The 25,587-nt window shown below is 63.9% G+C and carries 20 protein-coding genes and 3 tRNA genes; 15 read left to right on the forward strand and 8 right to left on the reverse strand.

Annotated features, from left to right (window positions below; translation table 11 throughout):
* Positions 1-67: 67 nt before the first annotated feature.
* The 4 genes from menD (at position 68) to F8D48_RS12120 (ending at position 4,946) form a co-directional block, all read left to right on the forward strand.
* Positions 68-2,290 carry a 2-succinyl-5-enolpyruvyl-6-hydroxy-3-cyclohexene-1-carboxylate synthase gene (menD, locus tag F8D48_RS05535; RefSeq protein ID WP_151430339.1) on the forward strand — a complete coding sequence of 741 codons (2,223 nt, stop codon included), beginning with the start codon at positions 68-70 and terminating at the stop codon, positions 2,288-2,290.
* Positions 2,290-3,132 carry an alpha/beta fold hydrolase gene (locus F8D48_RS11640; protein WP_170272747.1) on the forward strand — a complete coding sequence of 281 codons (843 nt, stop codon included), beginning with the start codon at positions 2,290-2,292 and terminating at the stop codon, positions 3,130-3,132. Before menD ends, F8D48_RS11640 begins: the two co-directional genes overlap by 1 nt.
* Before the next feature lie 226 nt (positions 3,133-3,358).
* The gene (locus F8D48_RS11915; protein ID WP_240806245.1) at positions 3,359-4,753 is read left to right on the forward strand and encodes a helix-turn-helix transcriptional regulator; all 1,395 of its coding nucleotides are present in this window, start codon (positions 3,359-3,361) and stop codon (positions 4,751-4,753) included.
* On the forward strand, positions 4,644-4,946 hold the full coding sequence (locus tag F8D48_RS12120) for a response regulator transcription factor (protein WP_257475567.1): 303 nt from the start codon (positions 4,644-4,646) through the stop codon (positions 4,944-4,946). The genes F8D48_RS11915 and F8D48_RS12120 overlap by 110 nt, the downstream gene beginning before the upstream one ends.
* Before the next feature lie 188 nt (positions 4,947-5,134).
* Here F8D48_RS12120 and F8D48_RS05550 read toward each other — a convergent pair whose 3' ends face one another.
* Positions 5,135-6,775 carry an FAD-dependent oxidoreductase gene (locus tag F8D48_RS05550; protein WP_151430343.1) on the reverse strand — a complete coding sequence of 547 codons (1,641 nt, stop codon included), beginning with the start codon at positions 6,773-6,775 and terminating at the stop codon, positions 5,135-5,137.
* A 272-nt stretch (positions 6,776-7,047) separates the two neighbouring features.
* Here F8D48_RS05550 and F8D48_RS05555 point away from each other — a divergent pair, with 272 nt between their 5' ends.
* The 3 genes from F8D48_RS05555 (at position 7,048) to F8D48_RS05565 (ending at position 11,003) form a co-directional block, all read left to right on the forward strand.
* Positions 7,048-7,401: a hypothetical protein gene (locus F8D48_RS05555; RefSeq protein ID WP_151430345.1), complete on the forward strand. Its 354-nt coding sequence runs from the start codon at positions 7,048-7,050 to the stop codon at positions 7,399-7,401.
* Positions 7,402-7,500: 99 nt separating this feature from the next.
* Positions 7,501-9,081: a sodium:solute symporter family protein gene (locus F8D48_RS05560; RefSeq protein WP_151430347.1), complete on the forward strand. Its 1,581-nt coding sequence runs from the start codon at positions 7,501-7,503 to the stop codon at positions 9,079-9,081.
* A gap of 272 nt (positions 9,082-9,353) precedes the next feature.
* Positions 9,354-11,003 (forward strand): Na+/H+ antiporter NhaC family protein, encoded by a 1,650-nt coding sequence (locus F8D48_RS05565; protein ID WP_151430350.1) that lies wholly within the window; start codon positions 9,354-9,356, stop codon positions 11,001-11,003.
* Between the two features lie 202 nt (positions 11,004-11,205).
* Here F8D48_RS05565 and F8D48_RS05570 read toward each other — a convergent pair whose 3' ends face one another.
* The 4 genes from F8D48_RS05570 to F8D48_RS05585 all read right to left on the reverse strand — a co-directional run bounded on the left by F8D48_RS05570 (position 11,206) and on the right by F8D48_RS05585 (position 15,085).
* Entirely contained in the window at positions 11,206-11,691 is a 486-nt protein-coding gene (locus tag F8D48_RS05570) for an Rrf2 family transcriptional regulator (protein ID WP_016309865.1), read from the reverse strand.
* Positions 11,692-12,027: 336 nt separating this feature from the next.
* Positions 12,028-13,329 (reverse strand): NRAMP family divalent metal transporter, encoded by a 1,302-nt coding sequence (locus tag F8D48_RS05575; protein ID WP_151430406.1) that lies wholly within the window; start codon positions 13,327-13,329, stop codon positions 12,028-12,030.
* A gap of 87 nt (positions 13,330-13,416) precedes the next feature.
* Positions 13,417-14,784, reverse strand: a complete 1,368-nt coding sequence (locus F8D48_RS05580; protein WP_151430351.1) for a magnesium transporter — start codon at positions 14,782-14,784, stop codon at positions 13,417-13,419.
* Positions 14,785-15,008: 224 nt separating this feature from the next.
* Positions 15,009-15,085: transfer RNA gene (locus F8D48_RS05585), tRNA-Arg, on the reverse strand.
* A 198-nt stretch (positions 15,086-15,283) separates the two neighbouring features.
* Here F8D48_RS05585 and F8D48_RS05590 point away from each other — a divergent pair.
* Positions 15,284-16,711, forward strand: a complete 1,428-nt coding sequence (locus tag F8D48_RS05590; protein WP_240806248.1) for a citrate/2-methylcitrate synthase — start codon at positions 15,284-15,286, stop codon at positions 16,709-16,711.
* Positions 16,712-17,505: 794 nt separating this feature from the next.
* Here F8D48_RS05590 and F8D48_RS05595 read toward each other — a convergent pair.
* Positions 17,506-17,593, reverse strand: a tRNA-Ser gene (locus F8D48_RS05595).
* 153 nt (positions 17,594-17,746) lie between these two features.
* On the opposite strand from F8D48_RS05595, the gene F8D48_RS11925 reads away from it, so the two are divergent.
* The 3 genes from F8D48_RS11925 (at position 17,747) to F8D48_RS11935 (ending at position 20,059) form a co-directional block, all read left to right on the forward strand.
* Positions 17,747-17,929, forward strand: coding sequence for a hypothetical protein (locus F8D48_RS11925; RefSeq protein ID WP_240806249.1), 183 nt, complete (start codon positions 17,747-17,749; stop codon positions 17,927-17,929).
* Positions 17,893-18,210, forward strand: a complete 318-nt coding sequence (locus F8D48_RS11930) for a citrate/2-methylcitrate synthase (RefSeq protein WP_240806250.1) — start codon at positions 17,893-17,895, stop codon at positions 18,208-18,210. The genes F8D48_RS11925 and F8D48_RS11930 overlap by 37 nt, the downstream gene beginning before the upstream one ends.
* Before the next feature lie 232 nt (positions 18,211-18,442).
* Positions 18,443-20,059: a response regulator transcription factor gene (locus F8D48_RS11935; protein ID WP_240806251.1), complete on the forward strand. Its 1,617-nt coding sequence runs from the start codon at positions 18,443-18,445 to the stop codon at positions 20,057-20,059.
* Between the two features lie 111 nt (positions 20,060-20,170).
* On the opposite strand, the gene F8D48_RS05610 is transcribed toward F8D48_RS11935, so the two are convergent.
* Positions 20,171-22,024 carry a flavocytochrome c gene (locus F8D48_RS05610; protein ID WP_205717335.1) on the reverse strand — a complete coding sequence of 618 codons (1,854 nt, stop codon included), beginning with the start codon at positions 22,022-22,024 and terminating at the stop codon, positions 20,171-20,173.
* 397 nt (positions 22,025-22,421) lie between these two features.
* On the opposite strand from F8D48_RS05610, the gene F8D48_RS05615 reads away from it, so the two are divergent.
* The 4 genes from F8D48_RS05615 to F8D48_RS05630 all read left to right on the forward strand — a co-directional run bounded on the left by F8D48_RS05615 (position 22,422) and on the right by F8D48_RS05630 (position 25,335).
* Positions 22,422-22,907 carry an FxLYD domain-containing protein gene (locus F8D48_RS05615; RefSeq protein WP_151430355.1) on the forward strand — a complete coding sequence of 162 codons (486 nt, stop codon included), beginning with the start codon at positions 22,422-22,424 and terminating at the stop codon, positions 22,905-22,907.
* A 322-nt stretch (positions 22,908-23,229) separates the two neighbouring features.
* A complete protein-coding gene (locus F8D48_RS05620; protein WP_151430357.1) occupies positions 23,230-23,889 on the forward strand; it encodes a nucleoside deaminase in 660 nt (219 codons plus the stop codon).
* A 25-nt stretch (positions 23,890-23,914) separates the two neighbouring features.
* Positions 23,915-24,970, forward strand: a complete 1,056-nt coding sequence (locus tag F8D48_RS05625; protein WP_151430360.1) for a 4-(cytidine 5'-diphospho)-2-C-methyl-D-erythritol kinase — start codon at positions 23,915-23,917, stop codon at positions 24,968-24,970.
* A gap of 2 nt (positions 24,971-24,972) precedes the next feature.
* Positions 24,973-25,335, forward strand: coding sequence for a guanylate cyclase (locus F8D48_RS05630; protein WP_240806252.1), 363 nt, complete (start codon positions 24,973-24,975; stop codon positions 25,333-25,335).
* Positions 25,336-25,369: 34 nt separating this feature from the next.
* On the opposite strand, the gene F8D48_RS05635 is transcribed toward F8D48_RS05630, so the two are convergent.
* Positions 25,370-25,460 (reverse strand) — tRNA-Ser (locus tag F8D48_RS05635).
* Between the last annotated feature and the right edge of the window lie 127 nt (positions 25,461-25,587).

The following is a 25,587-nucleotide window of genomic DNA, read 5'->3' on the forward strand; positions in this document are numbered from 1 at the left end:
TGCGCGGTTCTTGGGGCGCGTTTCGTGCGCTATCATGGACGGACGAAATTCGCGAAAGGAAGTGGCGATGGCCATAACGACGACTCATCAGCAGGATACGGCGCTGTTCGTGGCGGCGTTCTTCGACGAGATGGTGCGCTGGGGCGTGCGCGAGGTGGTGGTGAGCCCCGGCTCGCGGTCGACGGCCTTGGCCATGGCGGCCTACGAGCTGGAGCAGCGCCGGCCGCAAGACCTGCGGGTTTACGTGGATATCGACGAGCGCGGGGCGGCTTTTCTCGGTTTGGGCCTTGCGAAGGCGAGCGGCCGCCCCGTGGCGCTCGTGTGCACCTCGGGCACGGCCTTGGCGAACTACTACCCGGCGGTTATCGAGGCGGAAACGTCCCGGGCGCCGCTCATCGTGCTGTCCGGCGACCGGCCCCCGCAGCTGCAGGGCCTCGGCGCGCCGCAAACCACCGACCAGCTGAAGGCCTACGGCAATCACGTGCGCTCCTTCCGCGCCATGCCCACGCCGCGCGGCCGCGACCGCGACATCGCCTTTGCCCGCCAGGCGGCCCGCGAGGCGGTGCTCGCCGCGCTTGGCCCGACGGCTACGCTGGCTCCCTACCGAGAGCCGGCGCCGGCAAAGGAGGGGTTGCGCGAGCCCGTGGCGACCGGCGCGCTGGAAGGGACGGATTCTGCGGTCGCGGCGGCTTCCCTCGGCAAGCATGCTGCTGTTTCAGCTGGCTCCGGATCCGCCGCGCTGCCGATGGATCCTGCTGCCACCGTTGCGCTGCCGATGGATCCTGCTGCCACCGTCGCGATGCCGGCGAATTCCGCGATCGCTGGCGCTCCCGCCGATGCTCCCGCGCGGGATGCTGCTGACGACTTTGCGGGCGCAGCCGCTGAAGAGGCCGATTCTTTCCAGCCGATCTTCTACAACGAGGCCGGCGACATTGTGAACTACAACCCGAACGTGCAGGTGGCTTCCCGCGCCTGCATGCACCTGGCCGGCCCCGTGCACGTGAACTTCCCCTTCGATGCCCCGCTCAAGCCCGATTTCGCTGGCGCCGATTTGCAGGCCATGCAGCGCGCCGCTCGCGATTGCTTCGCTCTGGGTGCCCGCAATGCCAGCATCGCCGCGAAGGACGGCGCTCTTCTTGATCTGGGCCCGCTTGTTGGCTCTGCCGGCACATTGCCCCCTTCGAGTATCGAGGCCATCGAGCGCCTTCTGTGGAAGCGCCCCTCTTTGGTGCTCGCCGGCGAGGGCTCCTGCGAGACGGTGGCCGAGGCAGAGGAGATCCTCGCCTGGGCGCGCAAGCTGTCGCTGCCGGTGCTTGCCGATCCGCTGTCGGGCCTGCGCTCCATCGACGACCCGCTTATCATCGACAACTACGACAACCTCTGCGCTCGCGCCGACTGCCCCGTGCCCGAGGTGGTCATCCGCTTCGGTCGCTATCCTGTCTCGAAAAGTGCAACCGCCCTGCTCGAGCGCGTGCGTCCCGTCTCCCTGGCCGTTGATGTTGCCGAGACGCGCGATTTCAACGCGGCGACGGACGTGTTCGTGGGCACGACACCCCTCGGGTTCGTGCGCAGCGGATGGCGCGCCGAGGGCCGCAAGGCCCAGCACCGCTTCGCTGATGCCTGGGTCGCCCTCAACGACGAGGCGCGCCTGCGCATTCTCGCCGTGGAATGGGACGGCGTGGCCACCCACGATTCCGAGGCCGCGGAAGGCGCCTACGTGCGCTCGCTTCTGGAGCTGGCGCCGGAAGGCTCGTGTCTCTTTTCGGCGAATTCCATGAGCATCCGCGCCGTGGACACCTTCTACGTGAAAGACGGCAAGCCCCTGGCCGTGATGGCCAATCGCGGGCAGAACGGCATCGACGGCGTGGTCTCGACGGCGGTGGGGGTGGCGCAGCACTTCGCCCAGACGACGTTTCTCACCGGCGACTTCACGCTGCTGCACGACCTCTCCGGCCTGGCACTCCAGCGCGAGATGCTGCTCCAGCGCCGCGGACCCGCAGGGACGCCGTCGCTGGTCATCGTGCTTCTGAACAACAACGGCGGCGCCATCTTCGACATGCTGCCCCAGGCCTCCGCCGACCCGTACTTCGAGCGGCTGTTCCTCGCGCCCCAGGACGTGCGCTTCACCGAGGCCGCCGCCGCCTTCGGTATTCCGTCGGCCAGCGTGCACACGGTCGGCGCCTTCCGCAGCGCCTACGAGCAGTTCCTCGGCACGCCGGGCATCAGCCTCATCGAAGTGGCGCTGCCCCTGCGCGGCGTCCGCGACCGCTACGCCCCCTACCAGCGATAATGACGGCGTTCGTTCTTCTTCACGGGTTCGCCCAGACGCCCGCGTCGTGGGATGCGGTGGTGCAGCGGCTGCAGGCGGCCGGCCACCGCACCTACGTGCCCGATCTATACGAGAGCAAAGGCGACCTCAAGTTGCTGGGCGCTGAAGGAGCTTTGGAAGATGCGGAGCAGGGGGAAAGCGTGGAAGGTGACGCGGGTGCCGAAGGCGCCTTGGCCTCGGCGCGCGACCCGCTTGCCTCCCTCGGAGCGGTGTGCGACCGGGTGGCGGCCATCGTGCGCCTGGTCGCGCAGGCCGATGGCGCGCCCGTGCTCGTCGGCTATTCCATGGGTGGCCGTATCGCCGCCGAAACCGTGGTGCGCCATCCCGATTTGCCGCTGGCCGGGTTGGTTTTGGAAAGCGCAGGGCTCGGGCCTGCCGACGAGGCCGCTCGCGTTGCGTTGGCTGAGCGCAACGGCGCTTGGGCCCAACGTCTGCGCGAAGAGGGCGTTGCGGCCTTCATGGACTGGTGGGAGACGCTGCCCTTGTTCGCCAGCCAGCAGGCGCTGCCGTCAGAGGCGCACGCCGCCGTTCGCACTGAGCGTATCTCCCGGGACGCGGGGCCTCTCGCTCGCTCCTTGGAAGCCTGGGGCGCCCACCATCAAGCTGCTGAAGAGGTTACGCTTTCTGTCCTCGCCGAACTGACCAACCGCAACGTCCCTGTGCTCTATCTCGCCGGCACTCTCGACGAGAAGTACTCCGCGGTAGCCGCCCGCGTCCGCGCCGCCGGTCTTCCCGCGATGCTCGTCCCCGACGCCGGCCACAACGTGCACCTTGAAGTCTTCACCTTCAGCTGTCGGCGGTAAGGGCGACGGGGAGATTGGAGACGAAGTTGCACGGGTCCCAAAATTGGCGCAAGAGGCTAATCCTGGGTAAACGTTTGCGGAAGCAAGTGAGACGAAACGCGTTTCTTATCTCTTTAGAATTATGCGGATATTCCTTCCCTTTGGTACAATGGCGTTCGGAAGACGGGCGGCGGCCAGCAATGAGCGCATCGATCGAAGGAACATCGACATTCAGTGAGGAGGCGGGATGGCAGAGGCGAGTGGGGGCGATCGACGGGGGAGACGAGGGAGTTTCGCGACCTTCGCTGCCTGCTATGCGCCAGGCTTTTCCCTCTCATTCCTGGGAACGGCTCTCGTGCTCGTCTGGATTCAGTGCATTCTGTATGCCCGCTATATCTGGGTCGATTCTGGTCTGACTACGGTAGCTATCAACTTTGCCCGCTGCCTCTGCATTGTGGCGCTCGGTGCTGTGGCTCTGCGTAGGCCTTTCTCGCCGACAACCCAGAACGTGCTCGGTTGGGCGTCTACAGGACTCATGACGGCTGGCAGCCTGCTCTTCTTTGTGGAGTCACTCTTTCCGCATCTGCCCTTCACGCTACTCGCGGCAGTATGTTCGGGCGTGGGTCTGGCTTGGGGTGGCGGTATGTGGATCAACTTCTATATCCGGCTCGATCTGCGCGAAGCGCTTCTTGTGGCTTTCGCCTCGCTGGCGCTCTCGACGGTCATCGGCATCTTTATCGGTATCATGGAAGAGAACACGGCGTCCTTCATCAGCATGATGTTGCCCGCGACCACCTTCGTTATGTATCTGCGGGCGCAAGAGGAGCTCGATGATCGTGAGAGGTGCGGAATTGCTGCATCGGCACCTGACAACGTGTATGCTACCGAGCCCGCATCAACGCTGCTGCGGCTCATTTTGGGCATTGCGCTATTCAGCTTCGTGCTAGGCGTGTCGCGGGGCTTCCCATCGGGGGAATCCATCAAGCTTTCGGCACCGTTTCATTTGATCCAGCATGTGAGTGTGACAGTGGCGGGATTCGCCATTATTTGGTGGGTGCTTATACGTGGTCGCGGATTTAAGTTTTCAGTGCTCTGGCAGATACAGCTGGCAGCGCTCGCCTTGGGAGTCATCATGCTTTCTACACTCGATCCGCTTGCGAGTGAGGTGGGGGCGACCCTTATCGCCGCCACGAACCTTTTCCAAGTGGGCTTTTTGTGGTTCGTCTCCTACGACGTGGCCCGCCATCGCAGCCTGCCACCCTACCTGATATTGGGCTTCTTTTGGTTTCTGCACTTATTCTTCCGCGAGAGTGGCCGTTTGGTCATGTGGTGGCTCGGCGGCACGAGCGGCATTGAGATGCTCATCATCGCGGGCCTTGTATGCTTGCTGGCTGTAAGTGTGGGCGCGTTGCTGTCCGATTCTATTCCGCGTAATCGCCCCCTGTTTGCTGAGGTGAGCGATCGATCTTCTGGGGCGGTCGAGAATGAAAATGGAGAAGGCGTGCCTCGGAGCGCGATGCCGGGGGGGTGCAGTGTCGCCAGCGATACCGAAAGAGGAGAGGGGAACTGCAGTTTTCCCGGCAATATCCTCTCCTGCGGTCTCTCCCTCAACTCCTTCTCGCTTCGAGACCTATGTCCATGAGTGCTTCGGGCTGACAAACCGGGAAGTGGAAGTGCTGCTGCTTCTGGCTGAGGGCCGCAGTTCTTCCTATATCGCCGAAGAATTGGTGTTGTCAGCCAACACGGTGCGTGGCTATGTGAAGAATATCTACCAAAAGTTGGACGTTCATTCTAAGCAAGATGTCATCGACTTCGCGAAATCCTTCAAGGATTGAGCGTCCGCGTTGATCCGAGGCGCTCAGCCCTTTCGACATGCGCTCCGCCCCAGCCGGGAGGGTTGCTGGGGCGGAGGCGGAGAGGGGTAGTTCCTAGGCAGTGATCTCGAAAAGCTGGATGATCCTCAAAGCATTTGAGAGAGCTGGAAACTGTGGCGTGTTACGTTTCTGGAACGCGACTCTGGTTACTAGGCGTCGGCGAGGGCGCTGCGGGCTGAAATACGCCCGAAGATGAGGCCCTCCGCCACATTACCGCCGCCCTGGTATACGCCGCTCCATATCGAGCCGAACTCGCCGGCGGAGTACAGGCCGGGGATGGGCTGGCCGTCGGGGTCGAGAATCTGGCCTTCCGGGCTGCGCACTGGGCCACCGTCGGTGTTGAGGAACGCTGGAATGCACAGCTGAGCGTAGAAGGGCGGTGTGGCCACTGGGGTCAGCGTGTCGGCGGGGCGGTGGAAGAAGATGTCCTTGCCGTTCTCGCAGCACTCATTCCACTGGGCTACGGTAGTCGTCAGCTCATCGGCTGGTACTCCCATCTGGGCTGCAAGCTCCTCGATGGTGTTGGCGGAATAGACCAGTTTGTCAGCAACAGGATCATCCGTGGTACCAGCGGGGATGGCTCCGGCTTCAAGACCCGGTTGGTCGAAGACGAACCATGCACGGCGTGGCTGAGCCAAGTGCGGCCATTCGCCGCCGATCTGCATATGCCCGTGGCGGCTACCCACGGCCAGCGAGGGATCGTCCTGGTAGGCGATGGAGGACTTGTTGCTGTAGCCGTCCCAATCCATGTAATAACGGCGTCCGTTCACGGCTACGGTAATGCCGAATTGCTTCGGGCACGGTGAGATGATCTGGTTGTTGGTGAACTTCGTATTGTCCAGATCGCGCCCAGCCATCCAGAAGCCGGCCACGTGCTCCATGTGCCAGAAGTCGGCGCCGATCTTCATGCAGGCCTTGTGTCCGTCGCCTGTGTTGAGCCCGTTGATAGCCGGCTCTGCGCCGCCCTGGCCGATGAAGTCCTGACGCATGGTGGGGTTGGCCTCGAAGCCGCCGGTGCACATGATGACACCGCGGTTGGCCTTCACATTCTTACCGTCGATGACTGCTCCGATGATGCGCTTCGTGGTCGGATCTTGGATGAGCTCTTCCATAGGAGCGCTGGTGCGGTATTCGATGGCATCGCTGTGGTCGTCGATGACGCGGCCGAGCAGCTCAGTGATATGTTTGTCGCCCTTGATCTCGACATCCTTGTTGCCCGCTACGGTGAATTTGCCGAGAGCGTAACAATGCTCGTATTCCGGCCATTCCGGCTTAGCTGTCAGGGGATTGTCCCTGGTTGTGGGTGGCAGGACTGAGGCCTCTTCAAGTGAAGCGCCCAAGGTGTCGAACACCCAGGAGTAGTTCTCTACGGCACCCTTAGCATAGGCTGCGAGCACCTCGTCGGGTGTGGTGCCCTCTTCGCCTCGCATCTCCAGCATGTACTGGAGGAAGGCCTCCTCGTCGTCGGCGTAGACGATGGTTCCCTTGCAGTAGGGGCTATTGCCGCCAGGCGTGTCGCCCTTCTCGGCCAGAAGGCAGGTGGCCCCGTCGCCCTCAAGTGCCACGGTGAGAGCGGCCGCCTGGCCTGCGCAGCCTGCACCGATGACTACTACGTCGAACTCATCGTCCCAGATCACGTCGGTTCCAGTGGCTGCAACGGCTGTCTTTGCATCCCCGCTCGAAGACCCTTGCGGTGCGCAGCCGATGATGCCGAATCCTGTCGCGCCGATGAGTGCCGCGCTGGCAGCTTTCAGGAACGTGCGACGATTCGTGTTGAAACTCTTCTCCATAATGATCCTCTCTTCTCGGTTGTCCTCGATGCGGTTGGACATCCTTTGGCAGCTAGCCGGAGCGATGGCGCGTGTTGCATGGCGGCAAGGGGTGCGCCGCTCGCTCATCGGCTGGGCCGCATCCTAGACCCTCGACGATATAGGCGGCACACCCCAAGTGGGGCGTTTTTCGAGATGGGGGTATCCCCCTGCAGAATGGGGGGGTCAGACATTCGGCGGCTTCTTCTAAATTATGACTCACAAACACACTTTATTGTGCTAAAGTGTCGGCCATGATTTTCGTTCGGGGACATAAAAGCGGCATGGACGCGGCGGCGCTTGCCGTGGCAAGCCAGCACATCGCCCAGCAGTCGTGCGCCCGCGAGGCCGCGGCTATCTTCGGTGTTCGCGCGATGACTCGGGGGGCCGGAGCGGTTGCGCTGACCTGCCGCGATGCGGTGGCCTGCGCCCTCATGAGCGCGCACAAGGCTGCCCAGTGTTGCACCGACGCGGTCGAGCGTGCGCTGGCCAGTGCGCACAAGGCGGCTCAGTGTATCGCCGAGGCGGCTCGCGCTATCGCCAGCCAGCATGAGGCCCAGCAGTCCCTGCGCGAAGTCTCCCCACAATTCGAGTTCCGATACCTTTAGCACACGGGTTTTCGCCCGTGGCTATTTTTTTGTAGCCAAGTGCGAAAAGTCGTGTGCGCCATCGGACGTATCCGCGCAATGGAAGGAAAGTAGAAGGACATGATCGCGAAAATTCTCTTGGTAATTGCCTTCGTGGCCGTGGCGGTGGCGGTGGGCATCTACTGCCGCCGGCACACGGGCACCGTGGACGGCTTCATTCTGGGCGGCCGCAACGTCGGCCCGTGGATGAGCGCCTTTGCCTACGGCACGAGCTACTTCTCGGCCGTGGTGTTCGTCGGCTACGCGGGTCAGTTCGGCTTCAAGTACGGCATCTCGGCCACCTGGGCCGGCATCGGCAACGCCATCATCGGCTCGCTGCTCGCCTGGTGGGTCTTGGGTCCCCGTACCCGCGAGATGACCCATCGCCTGCAGGCCTCCACCATGCCGGAGTTCTTCGGCAAGCGCTATAACTCCCGGGCGCTGCGCATTGCGGCGGCGGCTATTATCTTCGTGTTCCTCATCCCGTACACTGCGAGCGTCTACAACGGCCTGTCGCGCCTGTTCGGCATGGCCTTCGCGCTGCCCTACGACGTGTGCGTCATCGGCATGGCAGTGGTCACCTGCATCTACGTAGTGCTCGGCGGGTACATGGCCACGGTTATGAACGACTTCATCCAGGGCATTGTCATGCTGCTCGGCATCATTGCCGTCATCGTGGCGGTCATTCTGAACAACGGCGGCTTCTCCGAGGCCATCATCTCTCTGTCCCAGATTCCCGCCGAGGGTTCGGCCATGCAGGGCCCCTTCGTCAGCTTCTTCGGGCCCGATCTGTTCAACCTGCTCGGCGTAGTCATCCTCACGTCGCTGGGCACCTGGGGTCTGCCGCAGATGGTGCAGAAGTTCTACGCCATCAAAACCGGTCCCGCCATCAAGCAGGGCGCCATCATCTCCACTATCTTCGCCTTCGTGGTGGCCGGCGGATCCTACTTCCTCGGCGGTTTCGGTCGTCTCTACGAGGGCCAGATCGAGTACGCCGCCAACGGCACACCCATCTACGACTCCATCATCCCGACGATGCTGTCCACCTTGCCTGACGTGCTCATCGGTCTGGTGATCGTGCTCGTCCTGTCGGCCTCCATGTCGACGCTCTCGTCGCTGGTGCTCACGTCGTCATCTACCCTGACCATCGACTTCATCAACGGCAACATCATCAAGAATATGTCCGAGAAGAAGCAGCTTGTCTGGATGCGCGGTCTGCTCGTGGTGTTCATCGCCATCTCGGCGCTCATCGCGCTGTTCCAGTACCACTCTTCGGTGGTGTTCATCGCCCAGCTCATGGGCTACTCTTGGGGTGCGCTGGCCGGCTCGTTCCTCGGCCCCTTCCTGTGGGGTCTGTACTCCGGACGCATTTCGAAGGCGAGCGTGTGGTGCTCGTTCGCCGTGGGCGTGGGTCTGACCGCCGTGAACATGGGCCTGGCGCTGTCCGGCGGCGTGCCGCTCATCGCGAGCCCCATCAACTGCGGTGCGCTGTGCATGATCATCTCGCTGGTCATCGTGCCGGTAGTGAGCTTGTTCACGCCGGCGGTGCCCTTCCAAATTAAGCCGCCGACCACCGAAGGCGCCATCGACCGCGAGTACGACCGCGAGCTCGCCCAGGAGGAGCTGGAAAGCGCCACCGCCAGCGCCGCTGCCGACGCATAAGGGGCAGCAGCCGCAGCTGAAGCAACTGAAGAAGAGAAACCTGGAAAGTCCCGTGTGATCGCGGGACTTTTCTCTGACTAACTCGGATATACTTATGCTGTTCTGTCACCAGAAGGCCGGGGGCAGGGCACCGGCGACGGCCGCGTTTCGTTGTCATGCGAAGAGCGCTCGCAACGTTCGCATTGCGCATTCGCGCACCGAGTGCTCGCATCGCGCTCCGGCGTCGCGCGTTCGCGGGTGTCATGCCCTCGGCCTCTTGAGGAAGGAAGGTCATGGAAGGGTTCGAACTCATTGCCACGGGCCTGTGGTCCATTGTGCCGCCGATTTTGGCACTGGTCCTGGCGCTCATCACCAAGGAGGTGTATTCGTCGCTGACCATCGGTGTGTTCACGGGCATGATCATCTACCAGTTCACACTGAACGGCGTCGGTGGCGAGCAGCTCGTCGCCTCGTTCACCATGGTGCCCCAAATGATGGCCGAGCAAATAGCCGGCAACGGGGCGCTGCTGTTATTCCTTGCGCTTTTGGGAGCACTTACTGTGGTCATCGCCACGGCCGGCGGCTCCCGTGCCTATGCGGAGTGGGTGACTACGCACGTGAAGAACGCCCGCGCAGCCTCCATCCTCACGGCGCTGCTCGGCATCATCATCTTCGTGGACGACTACTTCAACTGCCTCACTGTGGGCGCCGTCATGCGCCCGGTGACGGACAAGTTCCGCGTTAGCCACGAGAAGCTTGCCTGGATCATCGACTCCACGGCGGCCCCGGTCTGCATTATCGCGCCGGTATCCTCGTGGGCGGTGGCCGTGGGCGGCTACATGGGCGAGGACGGCTTCAATACCTTCGTGGCCTCCATCCCCTACAATTTCTACGCGCTGCTGACCATCTTCTTCGTGTTCTTCATGCTGTTCATCCAGAAGGACTTCGGCCCCATGGCGGCTGCTCAGGCCGCGGCCGACGATCGCATTCCGGCGGCCGGCTCGAAGCTGGAGGCCGTATCCTTGGCCCGCATCGCCGATAAGGCCCAGGTCGATCTAGAGGGCGCTCCCAATATCCCCACGGTGGTGACCGAGGAGGGCGACATCGACGATGCGGCCGCCGGCGCCATCGAGGAGTACAAGGGCCTCAACATCTCCGATCGTGGCACCATTTGGGACCTCATCGTGCCCATTCTCGTGCTCATCGTGTTCTCCATCCTGGGCATGATGTACATGGGTGGCTTCTTCAGCGGCGTCGACTTCGCCACGGCTGTGGGTGAGAACCCGGTCATGGGCCTGTGCATCGGCGCGGTGGTGGCCCTGTGCGTGGCGGCTGCCATGTTCCTGCCGCGCAAGCTCATGAACCTCGGCGGCTTCGTGGAGGCCATGTCCGAGGGCGTGCGCTCTATGATCGGCGCCATCATGATCCTCGTGCTGGCCTGGTCCCTCGGCGGCTGCTGCCGCTACCTGCTGGGCACCGGTGAGTTCGTGTCCGGCTTCCTGAACGGCCTGGGTGTGGGCCTCGATCTCCTGCCCGCGGTCATCTTCCTGGTGGCGGCATTCATCGGGTTCGCCATGGGCACCAGCTGGGGCACTATCGCGCTCATCCTGCCCATCATCATCGGCGTGTTCGATGCAAGCGACCCGCTGTTCCTCGTGGCTGCGGGCTCGGCTCTGGCCGGCGCGGTGTACGGCGATCACATCTCGCCCATCTCGGATACCACCATCCTGTCCTCGGCCGGTGCCAAGTGCAACCACCTGCGCCACGTGGCAACGCAGATTCCCTACGCCACCCTGGTCATGGTCATCTGCTTCGTGGGCTACATCATCGCCGGTATCACCAAGACGCCGTGGATCTCTTTGGGTCTGGGCCTCGTGCTCATCGTGGTGGCCGTGCTCGTGCTCACCAAGATGGAGGCGAAGCGGGCTGCTGCCGAGAAGTAGGCTGCCTGGCGAGTTTTCCTGTTTCCGCGAATGTGAAAAGGCTCCCTGCGGGGAGCCTTTTTCGTGGAGTGATTCGGACTGAGCTTGGGGCGGCGGCCGCGGGCGGCCCCGCGGGCGGCTTGCGCTCCGATACTGGCCCAAATCATGAAAAAGCCCCTGTTTGGGGGCTTTTTCTGTGGGTGATTACGGAAGCGGCGCGGTCCTAGGCCGCGGCAGCGGCCTCGGCGAGCAGGCGCTGGCTCTCGGCGATGAGGCGCCCGGCCAGGAATTCCTTGCCCATCTTCTCGTCGCGGGAGCAGTCGAGCAGCATCTCCAAGGTGATGCTGTCGAAGTAGGCGTCGTAGCCGTCGAGCACCAGGTCGTAGGCGCGCTTGATGCCCTGGACCATGGGAGCGCCGGCGCGATCCTTGCGGCGGGCGCGCGTGGTGTCCTTGGCGTCGTCGTCCAGGGCGTTCACCACTTGCAGCAGCGTGATCTTCGAGGGTTCCTTTGCCAGACGGTAGCCGCCGTGCTTGCCCGGGCGCGCCTCGATGATGCCGGCGTTGCGCAGCAGCTGCGCGAGCTGAATGAGATAGTCGCGGGGGATGGACATATCCTGGGCGATATCCTTCGACGAGCAGGTTTGGCCCTGCGCGGCCAAATACAAAACGGCACGCAGTCCATAATCGGTTGATGCTTTGAGTTGCACTGCAGCCTCCTAACGGGTCGACACCTCGGGGCTTGCAGCGTGCGTTGCGTGCTCGGGAGCACTCGGCGAATCGCCGGCGCGCATGGCCCCCAGGTGTGCCAGAAAGCGGTCCTTTTTGCCTTCCGACACTTGCAGTATGCGATGGGCGGCCCGCTAATACAAGGGATGTACCAAACGATGAGCGCACCGATTCGCATACGTTGCCGCCACGTTGAAATCGCTGCCGATTTCGCAGGCAGGGGGCGCGCCGGCACGATGCCGCGGGAGGGGGCGCCGTGCCGGGGTTCGCGCCAAGAAGGGGGTGCTTTGCTGCGCCCGCGCTCCGTCAGGCAGGCGCTAGGCCAGACCCATCACCTGCATGGCGAGCAGAACCGCAGTCAGCGCCGCCACCACACCCACGGTGGCCCACAGCAGCACCTTCGACACGCGGCGTGAGCGGTACGCGCCCATGATACGCTTGTCGGCCGAGATGATGGCCATAAACGCCAGCAGGATGGGCAAAATGACGCCGTTGACGAACTGAGCCGTCAGCATCATGGCCAAGAGGTTCACATCGGGCAGGAGCACCACGATGGCCGAGAATGCGATCACGAAGGTGAAGATGGATTTGAACGTGGGGGCCTCGCGCCACTTGAACGACACGCCGGCTTCCCAGCCGAAGGCCTCGCAGATGACGAAGGCCGTGGTCAGCGGCAGCACGCAGGCCGCCAGAAACGATGCGGCGATGAGGCCCACCGCGAACAGGGCCTCGGCGTAGGGGCCGGCGAAGGGGGCCAGGGCCGCGGCGGCGTCGGCGGCCGAGTCGATGGAGATGCCCGCGGGGAAGAGCACTGCGCCCGTGGTCACGATGATGAACCAGGCCACGATGCAAGCGGCGATAGTGCCCGAGACGGCATCCACCCGCTGGGAGAACAGATCCTTGGTCGTGAGGCCCTTCTCCACCACATTGCTCTGGGTGAAGAACATCATCCAGGGGGCGATGGTGGTGCCGATCATGGCGATGACGAGCGAGATGAATCCCACATCGCCCACCACGGTGGGCACCACGGTGTCGTGGGCCGCCTCGGCCCAGTTCGGCTGGGCCAGAAACGCCGCTACGATATAGGTGATGAACACGAGCGACAGGGCCAGAAACACGTTCTGAACCCGCTTGTAGGATCCGCCCACCACCAGCAGCCACACGGCCAGGGCCGCCACGGGCACCGAGATGTACTTCGACACGCCGAACATCTCCATACCGCTGGCGATGCCGGCGAATTCCGAGAAGGTGGTGGCCACGTTGCCAACGAGCAGGGCCAGCATGGCGAAGGCCGCAAGCCGGATGCCGAAGCGCTCGCGGATGAGGGCCGCGAATCCCTTGCCGGTGACCGCCCCCATGCGCCCGGCCGTGGTCTCCACCACGATGAGCAGCACGCACATGATGGGGATGACCCACAGCGTGCCGAAACCGAAGTTGGCACCGGCCGTGGAGTAGGTGGAGATGCCGCCGGCGTCGTTGCCGGCCATGGCCGTAATGATGCCCGGCCCCATGGCTGCCAGGATGAGCAGCAGCTTGCTCGGGGCGCGGGAGGCGTCGGGGCCGGGCTGCTCGCTGGCGGGAATGCCGGTCTCGGCCAGCTCGGAGGCGGCCCGGGCCATCTCGCGCTCGCTGCCGGTGAGGGACGGGGCCGCCGCAGCGCTGGTCGTCTCGCGCTTCTTCGCATTCACGGATATCGCCTCCCTTGCCTAGTAGCGCAGGCCGCCGATATGCAGCGAGCCGGCCAGTTGCAGGAGGATGATCGAGTACAGGAACAGCCCCAGCAGCACCGCCACGGTAATGCCGGCGATGGACAGGGCGCTCATCTTCGTCTTGTCGCTGGCCACGTCGTCCTCGATGGCATCCCAGGCGTCGTCGGTGGTGACGATGCCGAGCAGGGTGCCGTGCTCGTCCACCACGGGCATGGCGGGAATGTCGTACTTGAAGATGTCGGCCGCCACGTCCTCCTCCTCTTCGGAGGGCAGGCAGCTGATGATCTCGTCGTACATGATGTCGCCCATGAGCCGGTCGGCGTTGAAGAGAACGAGGGTGCGCAGGGAATTCACGCCGAGCAGCTTGCCGTACTCGTCGGTGACGTACACATAGTGCACCGTGGGGTGGTCGTCGGGCAGAGCGCGCAGCACCTCGATGGTATCGCCCACGGTATAGGTGCGGGGCACGGCCACGAACTGAGTGGTCATCATGCCGCCGGCGGTGCCGTCCTTGTAGCCGAGCAGACGGCGAATCTCCGCAGCGTCCTCCACGCCCATGAGGCGCAGCAGCGTCTCGGCCTTCTCGTAGGGAAGGTCGCGCACGATATCGGCGGCATCGTCCGGGTCCATGTTGCCGATGAGCTCGGCGGCCTTGGCGTCGGGCAAATCGTCGATGAACTCGGCCTGGTACTCGTCTTCCATCTCGGAGATAGCCTCGGTGGCCCGTGCATCGTCCAAATGCTCGAACACGCTGGCGCGCTGCTGGGGATCCAGCTGCTCTAAAATGTCGGCCACGTCGGCGGGATGCAGCTCGTCCAGGCGGCGGTGGGTCACCGACAGCTGCACTTCCGACAGGTCGCGGTCGAGCAGGTCCATGTAGTTCCAGGCGATGAGCTGCTCGTCCACCTTCTTGTGGAACAGCTTCGCCACGTTCACCACGGCCTTCTCCACCAGAGGGTGCAGCCCGCGCAGGATGCCGCGCACGCCCACCTCGGCGCCGAGCAGCCGCAGCTGGGTGCCCGATTGGGACAGCTTCAGGTCGTTCACGCGCACGACCTTCATGCCCTGGGTGTCCACGATTTGCCGATCCATGAGGTCGCGGGCCAGCAGCACCTCGTCGGGCTGCAGGTAGCTGAAGCGGATGTCGTGGGCATCCACGGACAGCGTGATGCCGTCCTCGTCGAAGGTGTCGACGTATTTGCGCCACGAGATCATGAAGGGCACGCGCCCGGGGCCCTGGAAGGCCAGGCTCGTGATGCGCGGAAAGACCTCGCCCGTGGAAATGGCCAGGTCGGAAATGGTGCCGAGGCGCTCGCCGGTCGCATCGACGACGGGCTCCCCGATCATTTGGGACAGATAGAGCATAGGTGTTCCTCCGTTGGCGAGCGCTGGGAGGAATGGGCAAACGGGGCGCTTATCGCGCTGTCTGCCACAGGGGCCCAGCGCACAGTAGTCGTTTCTTCCGACTACTGCCACGGGGAAGGAGCCGGAAGGTTACATACTGTGAGGTTTCGATTTTCGAACCTTCACGGTGTTCCTTTCTGGTCGGCCTACAAAAAAACCGCTCGAAAGCGGTTTAAGATGCAAAGTGGTGCGCCGTGAGGGATTCGAACCCCCGACGTACTGATTCGTAGTCAGTCCCTCTATCCAGCTGAGGTAACGGCGCACTTCAAAACAGCAACAACTATTTAACCACCACTTTTGGGGATTGTCAACGACTTTTTCAAACTTTTTTGAAAGGGCACCGTTCGCCGTGGGAGCGGGGTGGGGGTTACGGCTGGGCGCGGGTGCGTCTTGCTCGCACGCTACAATACACTGATACACTGCGGCCGCATCGCCGGCCCCGCTGGGAGAGGAGAGCCCCATGGCCATGGAAATCGACGAAGCTGTTATCCGCGTGGACAACTGCGCCGATATCGAAGGCGCCGAGCCCATCGAGATCAGCGAGGACGAGGCGCGTCGCGTGCGCCTGTACGAGAACTTCTACCAGGTGAACACCATCGACCCCGAGCATTATCAGACCTACGACGTAAAGCGCGGTCTGCGCAACGCCGATGGGACCGGCGTGCTGGCGGGCATGACCAACGTGTCCAACGTGCACGGTTATGTGGTGTCCGACGGCGAGAAGATGCCGGCCGAGGGAAGCCTGCGCCTGCGCGGCTACGATATCTATGATTTGCTGGGCGATTTGAATCCCGAGCGCCGCTTTGCCTACGAGGAGGTGGCCTACCTGCTGCTCATGGGCGAGCTGCCCACCCGCGAGCGTCTGGCCCGCTTCGTGGAGGTGATCGATTCCCAGCGCGAGCTGCCCGACGGCTTCACCGCCAGCACCCTTATGGTGGACACCTCTCCCGACATCATGAACATGATGTCCCGCTCCATCCTGCGCCTGTACGCGGCCGACGAGTGCGCTGAGAACCGCTCGCCGGAGCATGAGATTCACACGGCGCTGTCGCTCATCAGCCGCCTGCCGCGCATCATGGTGCTCGCCTACTACGCCAAGCGCGCGGCCTTCCACCACGACTCCATGATCATGCACCGCTTCGTGCCCGGGCAGTCCACCGCCGAGACGATCCTCTCCATGCTGCGCCCCGACCGCGCCTTCACGCCGGAAGAGGCCCGCATGCTCGACATTATGCTGAGCCTGCACGCCGAGCACGGCGGCGGTAACAACTCCACCTTCACCACGCGCGTGCTGTCATCGTCCGACACCGATCCGTACTCCACCTACGCGGCGGCGTTCGGGTCGCTCAAGGGCCATCGCCATGGCGGTGCGAGCCACCAGGTGCGCGCCATGCAGGCCGAGATCAAGGAAAACGTGAAGAACTGGGAAGACGACGACGAGGTGGCCGCCTATCTGGCGAAGATCGTGAACAAGCAGGCCTACGACAAGACGGGCCTGGTGTACGGCATGGGGCATGCGGTCTACACGCTGTCCGACCCGCGCGCTATTATCGGGAAGCGCTTCGCCGAGCAGTTGGCCGCTGGGACCGAGTTCGAGGCCGAGCTGAACCTGCTCAAGTCCATCGAGCGCCTCACGCCCGAGGTGTTTGCTCGCGAGAAGGGATCAAACAAGGCCCTATGCGCGAACGTGGATATGTATTCGGGTTTCATCTACACCATGATGGGCATTCCCGAGGACCTGTTCACGCCCCTGTTCGCCTGCGCCCGCATGGCCGGCTGGGCCGCCCACCGCTTCGAGGAGATCGCCGCCGGCAAGCGCATCATCCGCCCCGCCTACAAGAACACCGTCCGAGGCACCAAGCCCTACGTGCCGATTGAGGAACGATAGGGGAAAGACCTGATCATGACAAGGGCGATTCCAGATGGAAGCGCCCTTGTTGTTTAGGGGCATTCGGCCGGCCCTGCATTTCTCAAATGAGGCGCCCGCTGGAAACGAGCACTTCGGCGGGCGCCTTTTGTTGGTCGTTGCCCTGGCCGGCACTCAGACCGCGACATGGAGATTAATGTTGCGGGGTATGTTCTGGAATAGTGATGTTCCGACTGGTACTCAAGCGCGTTCCCGGCGATGCAGGCCGGTGCACTTCTGGGCCAGTCTTCCTCTTACTGCGGGGCATCCTAGCTGCGCCGGATACTGAAGATGCAGGGGCGGACTCAGGACGGCAGTGCCACTGATTTTCGAACAAACCTCTTCTTCTGCGACAAATCGTGCGATTGGGCGACATTTCACCTAGCGGTCTGCGACAAATCGGTCGATTGGGCGACACTTTTCGGTCCGAGAGGCGCTGCCGATGTCGCCCAATCAGCTGATTTGTCGCAGAAGCGTCCCCTTGGTTGGGGCTAGGGCCCTCCGCGCCGGCTTCCGATGCTTCGAACTGTTTTCGCACGGCTCGCGTTGGTCTTGCTCCTGAACATTGGAAGAACCGTGCGTGCATCGCTGTCTAGGGGGAAGACGGCAACGCAGGCGCGGAATGACCGTGTCTTGCGCCAAATTTGTCCGCTCATGCGAAATGACGCATTAAAACGGAAGATGCGCGGGTGAACCCGACAACACCAAGACAGCGCTTCATTAAGAGAGGCTCTCAGTTGAAAACTCTGCAATTTCCTATTGCGAACAGGTAAAAATGGCGGAGGCGGTAGGATTTGAACCCACGGTACCTTTCGGCACGACAGTTTTCAAGACTGCTTCCTTAAGCCACTCGGACACGCCTCCGCGGAATCGATGCCCATTGCGAGACAACGGGCATTGCTGCACAGGATACCATAGCCTTCGAGGGAATGGGCCCAACACGGCCAGAGTGTCTTTGTGCTGGAGAGCGACGGTCGCGCTGGAGACGATCCTTCCCAAGCGGCTATAATTCCTTGCATGAACGAACATCGCACACCCGAAGAACAGCGGCTGCTCGACGAGCAGTATGTGGCCCTGGCCTTGGAAGAGGCCCAGGCGGCCGGAGCTGCGGGAGAGGTGCCCATCGGGGCCGTGGTGGTCTACGAGCCCGTGGACCGCGGCACGTGCCGGCCGCTGGCGCCGAGTACGAGGCCGAGCTGAACCTGCTCAAGTCCATCGAGCGCCTCACCCCCGAGGTGTTCGCCCGTGAGAAGGGCTCCGACAAGGCCCTATGCGCGAACGTGGACATGTACTCAGGCTTCATCTACTCCATGATGGGTATTCCCGAGGACCTGTTCACGCTCCTGTTCGCCTGCGCCCGCATGGCCGGCTGGGCCGCCCGCCGCTTCGAGGAGATCGCCGCTGGCAAGCGCATCATCCGTCCCGCCTACAAGAACACCGTCCGCGGCATCAAGCCCTACGTCCCGATTGAGGGGCGATAGGGGCGGTCACGGTTCTTTGCGGCGGAAGCGTCCCGGTCGGGACGCTTCCGCCGTTTTTATCTCCCTTGTTTGAAGGGGATCGCGGTGGTGCTTGGGGCTGCGGCTGACGGGAGGGGGCTTTCCGTTGCCCCGTTGCCCCGTTTGCTTCTCGGGGAGGGGAAATGCTATGATTTCTCCCATGAATGGGGAGAATGCACAGTCCGAAACGAGGCGGAGCCAAGGGCCGGGGAGCATGAGGCGGCCCGACGTACTTGAAGCGTTTAGGCGCTTGTTCGGCCCGGGGTTCTCGTTGGCGTTCTTCGGCATCGGCCTGTACCGTCTTTGGTATCAGTTCAACTTCTACAACCTTCACTTCTCGGCCGACATGGGTCTGGTGACCGCGGGGGCCAACATTGCGCGGGTGACCGTTATCGCGCTCATGGTGTTCGCCTTGGCGCGCCGTGGCTCCAACAGGGCGTCCCGGGCCATATTCGTCTGGTCGGGCTTTGTGCTCATGACCCTGTCGGGGCTTCTGTACCTAATTGACGTGTTCTTCGGCAGCGACAACTTCGAGGTTTTGCGCGCCGTCGTGGGCGGCATCGGGTTGGTCGGCGGTGAGGTGATGTGGTTGTTCTTCCTTGAGCGCGCCACTCCCGCCCGCTGCTTTTTCTACGTGGGAGGGGGCCTGGCCCTGTCGTGCGCGCTGTCGCTGGTCATGGGCTATCTGAATCCCGAAGTGGCGGCCATGGTGAACCTGTTCGTGCCCGCGCTGTCGGTGTTCGCCTACTGGCGCGCCATGCACTTGGAGCAGTGGGGCGACGATGACGGCTGGCAGGCGATGCCTCGGGAGGCGTTGTCCGGCGCGTCCCGCGGGGAGGGGGTAGCGAAGGGCCGCGGTCGCCTCGGTTGGGGTCGGCAGCTGACGGCCGTCGTGGCGGCATGCTTCCTGTTCGCCTTTCTTTTGGGCATGGCTCTGGGCTACCCCGATGGGCGTTTGCGCGAGATGTCTCAGGGCGTGCGCTCGGCCCATCAGGTGCTGGTGGTGCTCGTGGTGGTCGCGACGATTTGGTGGGCGCTGGTGCGGGGCCGCGGTTTCGACTTCTCGGCCTACTGGATGTTCCAGAATGTGCTGATGATGGTGAGCGTCTGCCTGCTCATGAGTAAGTGGTCCGGCGCCCACGAGGCGAGCACGTTCTTCGCAACGAACGCCATGACCTGTTTTTATCTTCCCCTGGTCTACTTCATTTGCCAGATGGCGCGGGAGCTGCGGCAGCCGGCGGCGCTCGTGTACGCCGTGGTCTACGGCGGAGCACTGCTGTGCATGGCCGTCGGACGGTTGGCGGTCCATGTCGTGGGACCAGCCATGGTGCTCGATTCGGGGCACAATCTGACGCTGCTGGTTGCTATGGCCGTCGTGGTGCTCGTTGAATGCACGCTGGGCTTGGCGGCCATGCGCATGGGCGGCGTCGGATCCCTGGGTTGGGGGCTGGCTCGCGGCGACGCCTCCCTGTCGGTCCTGGTGCCCGTGGCCGAGGTGGCGCCGGCGAGGGAATGCCCGACCGGCGACGATGGGGCCGAGGCCCCGGTGGCCGGGTCCGGCCTGCTGGGGAAAGCGCCCGCTGGGGAGCCCATGCGGGATGGCGGCTGCTCCCGCGGCGCCGGGGACGACCCGGTTGCGGCGCTGGCGGACGCCTATGGACTGACGGAGACTGAGGCGGCCATTGTGCGTCTCATCGCCCAGGGCCGCAGCCGCAGCTACATTGCCCAGGCGCTGAGCTACTCCGAGAATACCATTCGCAACTATACGCGCACGGTGTATCGGAAAGCGGCGGTGCACAGCAAGCAGGAGCTGCTCGATAAGCTCGAGTAGCTCCTGCCATAGGACGCGGGCCCCGCGGCTGAGAGGCTGCGGAGCCCGCGCAGGGGAGGGCTTGGAGGGGTTAGCTCGCCTTGTTTTCAGAACGGGCCGGTTGGTGGGGAGCTAGGCCGTAAGCGCGTGCTCGGCGGCGTTGCCGCCCGCATTGCGGCCGAAGGTGATGCAGTCGGCGATAGCGTTGCCGCCCAGGCGGTTCTCGCCGTGGATGCCGCCGGTGCACTCGCCGCAGGCGAACAGGCCGTCGATGGGAGTCCCGTCGGCGCCACAGGCCTGGGACTTCACGTTGATGCGAATACCGCCCATGGTGTGGTGCACGGTGGGAACCTTGCGGCAGGCATACCAGGGGCCCTCGGTCATCGCGGCATCGGCGGTGTTGGTGGCCTTGAATCCGAACTCGTCTTCTGCGCCGCCCACCACGGCGTTGTAGGTGTCGAGGGACGCCTGCAGGTTGGCGGCGTCCACGCCCATGGCCTGGGCGACCTCCTCCACGGTCTCGCCGGCGACGATGTGGCCCAGGGCCAGCATATTGTTGATGGTGGCACCGTTGGCATCGGGCTCGTCGGGGTCGGGGTAGCGCAGCGTGTTGACGACGATCCAGTACGTGGAATCGGGCTGGGCGAAAATTGCCTTGCACAGAGCGTCGCGCTCGGCACCCTCGTTCACGAAGCGCTTGCCTTCGATGTTCACGAAGATGCGGTTGCGCCCAGAGGTGCGGATGTCCTCCATGAGGCCCGTGCCCGGGGTGCCGCAGGGGTGCAGCTGAATGTCCGACAGGCCGACGAGCTCCGCACCGGCTCCCTCGGCCAGAGCCATGCCCTCGCCTTGGGCGCAGGGCTTGATGTTGGTGCAGCCGATGGTGTCGTCGAGCTTCACTTCCTTCCACACGCCGGTGTTGACGCTCTGGCGGTACTCGACGTTGGCCCCGAATCCGCCCGTAGCGATCACGACCGCCTTCGCGTTCACGGTGACCTCCTGGCTGCCGTCATGCAGGGCGGTGACGCCGACCACGGCACCCCCGTCGGTGATGAGACCAGTGGCCTGCATGTTGTGGAGCAGGGTGATGTCGTCGGGGTTCTCGGCGATGAAGTCCTCGAAGGAGCGAATGTAGGTGTTGCCCGAGGGCGTTGCGGGGTAATGGCTGCGCTCGCCCAGGGAGCCGGTGGCCGAGCCGCACTCGTCCTTGAAGGCCACGCCGAGGCTCTCGAGCCAATGGACCGAATCGAGGGCGTTGTCGGTCAGGAAGCGCACGAGTTCGGGAGTGCCGGTGCCGTGGCCGCCCTCGAGGGTCGTGTTGTAGAACGTCTCAACGGAGTCGTCGATGCCCTGCTTGCCCTGGCGCTCCGGGTCCACGGCGTTCAGGGCGCCCTCGGAGACGTTGGTCGATCCGCCCGTGATGCCGCACTTCTCCAGAACAATGACGCTGGCCCCGGCTTGAGCGGCGGACACAGCGGCGGTCAGGCCCGCGCCGCCTGCTCCGATGACGCACACGTCGACGGTATAGAAATCCTCCACGGCTTCGGCGGCCGGCGCGTCGGCTGCCTCGAGATCTTCCCGTGCCCCGGCTTGCTCGGCACAGTCGGCCAAACCCTCCTGCAGGGCCATGCTGGAAAGGGTGGCGCCGGTGATGGTGTCTACGTTGATGGTCTGGTACTCCATCACGTCGTCGGCCAGCTGCTCCAGGGCGCTTGCGCCAACGCCAAGCGATTCCTGGTTCGCGGTGACGTCGATGGCGGTGATGGCGTTGTCGGAGAAGGTCACGCTCATGGTGAAGGGGGCGTTGTGGCCCGAGGCCTCGGCGGTGTAGGTGCCCGGCATCCAGCTGGCCGCGGCCTCGCCCGCCGTGGTGCCCTGCGGCGCGCATCCGACAAGGCCGCCCATGCCCGCGACGCCGAGCGTCGCACCGAAGGCGGCAACTCCCTTGCAGAAGAGTCGACGGCTCAATGGGTTGGAGGTGTACATGAAAATCTCCCTTCCTTGGTGGTTCGCCCCAGAGGGGCCTTGCCCGTTTCCCCTGGGGCCGATTGGCGCCTCCACCCTATAGTTTTGCGACGGCACCGCCAAGGCACAGGAGGTACTCAGCTATGTCCAAAAAGTACCTAAGTTGCCAAAAGGGCAGATGAAAATCGGTTTTCGAGCCGATGGCGTCGCTTAAAGAAGAGGGTTGTGGGGCGGAATGCGCATCTGTTCCCGGCACCTCCCGTTTGGATATCTTCTTCCTCGGAAATACCTTGAGCCCTGGGGAGAGGTCGCGAAGGCAAGGAGCGCGACAATGCCTCAAAATGTTGCGCAGCAAATTACTGAGTTTCGTACTTATGATAAAGCGAACGGTATTTTGCTGGCTTAAAGGAGGAGAGCAATGAAACAGAACAAGGCACTCGTCTTGGCGTTTACGTGCGTGATGGCGCTTGGGCTCGTCGGTGTGGCAGGTTGCGTTGGGGGCAAGACGGATACGGGAGACGGGTACGAGATAAGCAATCAGATGCTCACGAAGGGAGAAAACGACCTCGACTATCTCCATGCGGTTGCCAAGAACACCTGTGGACGCACTGAAACGCTCCTGATGAGCTGGGATTTGTTCGATGAGAATGGCAGCAAGATCGGCACGGCCCTCGGGGGCACCGAGGAATTGCCAGACGGGGAGACAGCCGAGGTTGAGGCAATCGTGATGCCGGACGACAGCGACATGATCGGCGAGATGAGCGAGCACGTGGCATCATTCGAGCTGAGCGGCGTCTACTTCATGAAAGAGGAGAACGCAAGGCTCGAGGCGAAAAAAGAAGAGTTGCGGCAAGAGCAAGAGCGCGAGAAAATGATCGACGAGATACTGAACGACAGGGATTAATTCGCCACTGCGCGAATTGCTCGAAAACAATCATCGCTGGGGGAGTGCCGAGGGTGCTCCCCTTCTGTTTTCTCGAAGCGACCTTGAGAGCGTAAAGACTGGCGGGGGCGGTAGGATTTGAACCCACGGTACCTTTCGGCGCGACAGTTTTCAAGACTGCTTCCTTAAGCCACTCGGACACGCCCCTGCACGAGATGGCGCCCGCCCTCAAACGGCGAGCATGACGCACGGGATACCACATTCCCGCTTCGATTATGGGGAATCGCCTGCTTTGCCGGGCTGCGTGGCGGCCGCGTGGGTGGAACCGCTTATAATCCCCCTCATGAATGAACATCGCACACCCGAAGAACAGCGGCTGCTCGACGAGCAGTATATGGCCCTGGCCTTGGAAGAGGCCCAGGCGGCCGGAGCTGCGGGAGAGGTGCCCATCGGGGCCGTGGTGGTCTACGAGCCCGTGGACCGCGGCACGCGCCGACCACTGGCGGAGCCCCGCGTCATCGCCCGGGGCCGCAACCGCCGTGAGACCGATCGCGACCCGGCGGGTCACGCAGAGTTCCTCGCCATGCGGAAGGCCGCCCAGGCGATGGATGCCTGGCGGCTTTCCGACTGCACGGTGTACGTTACCCTGGAACCCTGCATCATGTGCGCGGGGCTCATGCACCAGGCTCGGGTGGCCCGCTGCGTGTACGGCGCGCCCGATCAGAAGGCCGGTGCCCTGGGCACCCTGTACGCGGTTCACGCCGACAGCCGGCTCAACCACCAGTTCGCGGTGACGGCCGGGGTGCGGGAAGACGAGTGCGTGGCGCTGCTGCGCGATTTCTTTCGGGCCCGGCGCAAGAAGCCGGCTTCGGGCTCTGTCGCCAGTGGGGCTGGCGAGGGTTCGGTGCCCGGCGCGGACACGGGGCCGTCGGAGTCGGCTGCGGAGGCTGCGCACGGGGTTGCGGAAGACCCGCGGGAGCAATTTGAGGATACCGCCCGCTGAGGGCGCTGGGAAAGGAGTTCGCAGCATGGCTGGCAACACGTCCGAAGTGGATATGATGGCCGCGGCCCGGGAGGCCCAGTGGTCGGCGGCCGCCTTCATGGGGCCGGGGGCCGTCAAGCTGGTGGCACCGGCGAAGGTGAACCTGGTGCTGGCTATCGGGGCGCGACGGCCGGACGGCTACCACAATGCCGACACGGTCATGCACGCCTTGGCCCTGCACGATACGGTGTACCTGCGCATCGAGGCCGCCACGGCCGACGAGGTGGCTCAGGCGGCTGCTGCAGCTGCCGCAGCGGGGCGCGACGACGTGGCCCTGGGCGGCCCGGCCGACAACCTGCTCGTCTCCATCGACTTGGCCGATCGCACTGGGGCTGCCGGTTCCATTGCCGCGGCCGACAACCTGGCCTTCATCGCGGCGGATCGTCTGGCTCGGGCCGTCGGCTGGGAAGATCCCGCTCATGTGCAGCTGCGCATCGAGAAGCACATCCCGGCTCAAGCCGGTCTCGGCGGTGGCTCGTCGGATGCGGCGGCGGTGCTCGTGGGCCTGGCGGCCCAGTGGGGCCTAGCGGCCGATGACGAGCGGGTGGGGGAGTGCGCTCGCGCCCTCGGGGCTGACGTGGCCTTCTTCCTGCACGGGGGCTGCGCTCAGCTCGACGGCGTGGGCGAAGTGCTGCGCCGCCGGCTTACGTCCTCGAAGCGGGCAGTGGTGCTGGTGAAGCCCGCGGCAGGTGTGTCCACCGCCGAGGCCTTCCGCCGCTTCGACGAGGCGCCTCTGGCTGTTCCCGACGAGGTGCTGAAGGCCATCGAGAACGCCGACGACGCTGCTGAGGTGCCCCTGTTCAACAACCTGGCCGCCGCTTCCGAGGCGCTGCTGCCCGAGCTCTCCGCCGTGCGGGCATGGCTGGCCGAGCGGGTCGGTGCCGAGAATGTGCTGCTCTCCGGCAGCGGGTCGGCCACCTATGCTCTGGCGGACAGCTTCTCCCAAGCCAGCGCGCTCGCCACGGCGGCGAGTGCCGAGGGCTGGTGGGCGCGGCCGACGACCCTCTCCGGCCTGCGGGCCGCCCAGGTTCCGGGGAGGTAGCCATGGGACTGATCGCGCGTCTCTCTCGGGTGGTGCCCCTCGTATTGCTGCTGGCCGTGGCCGCGGGCATCATCTACCTGGTGGTCACCTACCGCCACTCCCCGGCTCGGGCCAAGGAGGTTCTCATAGCGGTGTTCACCTGGCTGTGCGGGGTGCTCAGCGGATTTTTCGCCCTGGCCTCGGTTTACGCCTTTTTCGACGGCGCGCCGGCGGTGCTCGACCTCACTCTCAGCTTCCTCGCGGTCACGCTGCTCGGCCTCGCCCTGACGCGCTTCGCCAACTACCGCTTCCTCAAGCACAATCCCAGCTACCGCAAAAAGCGTCTCCCCTCCACCACCAAGCACCGCTGGCCGTGGGGGAAATGAAAAACGCCCCCAGTTGGGAGCGTAACAGACAAAGTGGCGGAGGAGTAGGGATTCGAACCCTAGATGCCCTTGTGGGGCATACTCACTTAGCAGGCGAGCACCTTCGGCCTCTCGGTCACTCCTCCGCGTAAGTTCGTATCTTACCCGAGCGACGCGTTTTCTGCAACGGCATATTTGTCACTTTCGCAAAGACTGCCCTTTGCGGCGGCCCTACGGCTGCGGAAAGGGGCGATTGGGCGGGAAAGCCCCGCT

The organism is Adlercreutzia muris (assembly GCF_008831045.1).
Classification (GTDB): Bacteria; Actinomycetota; Coriobacteriia; order Coriobacteriales; family Eggerthellaceae; genus Adlercreutzia; species Adlercreutzia muris.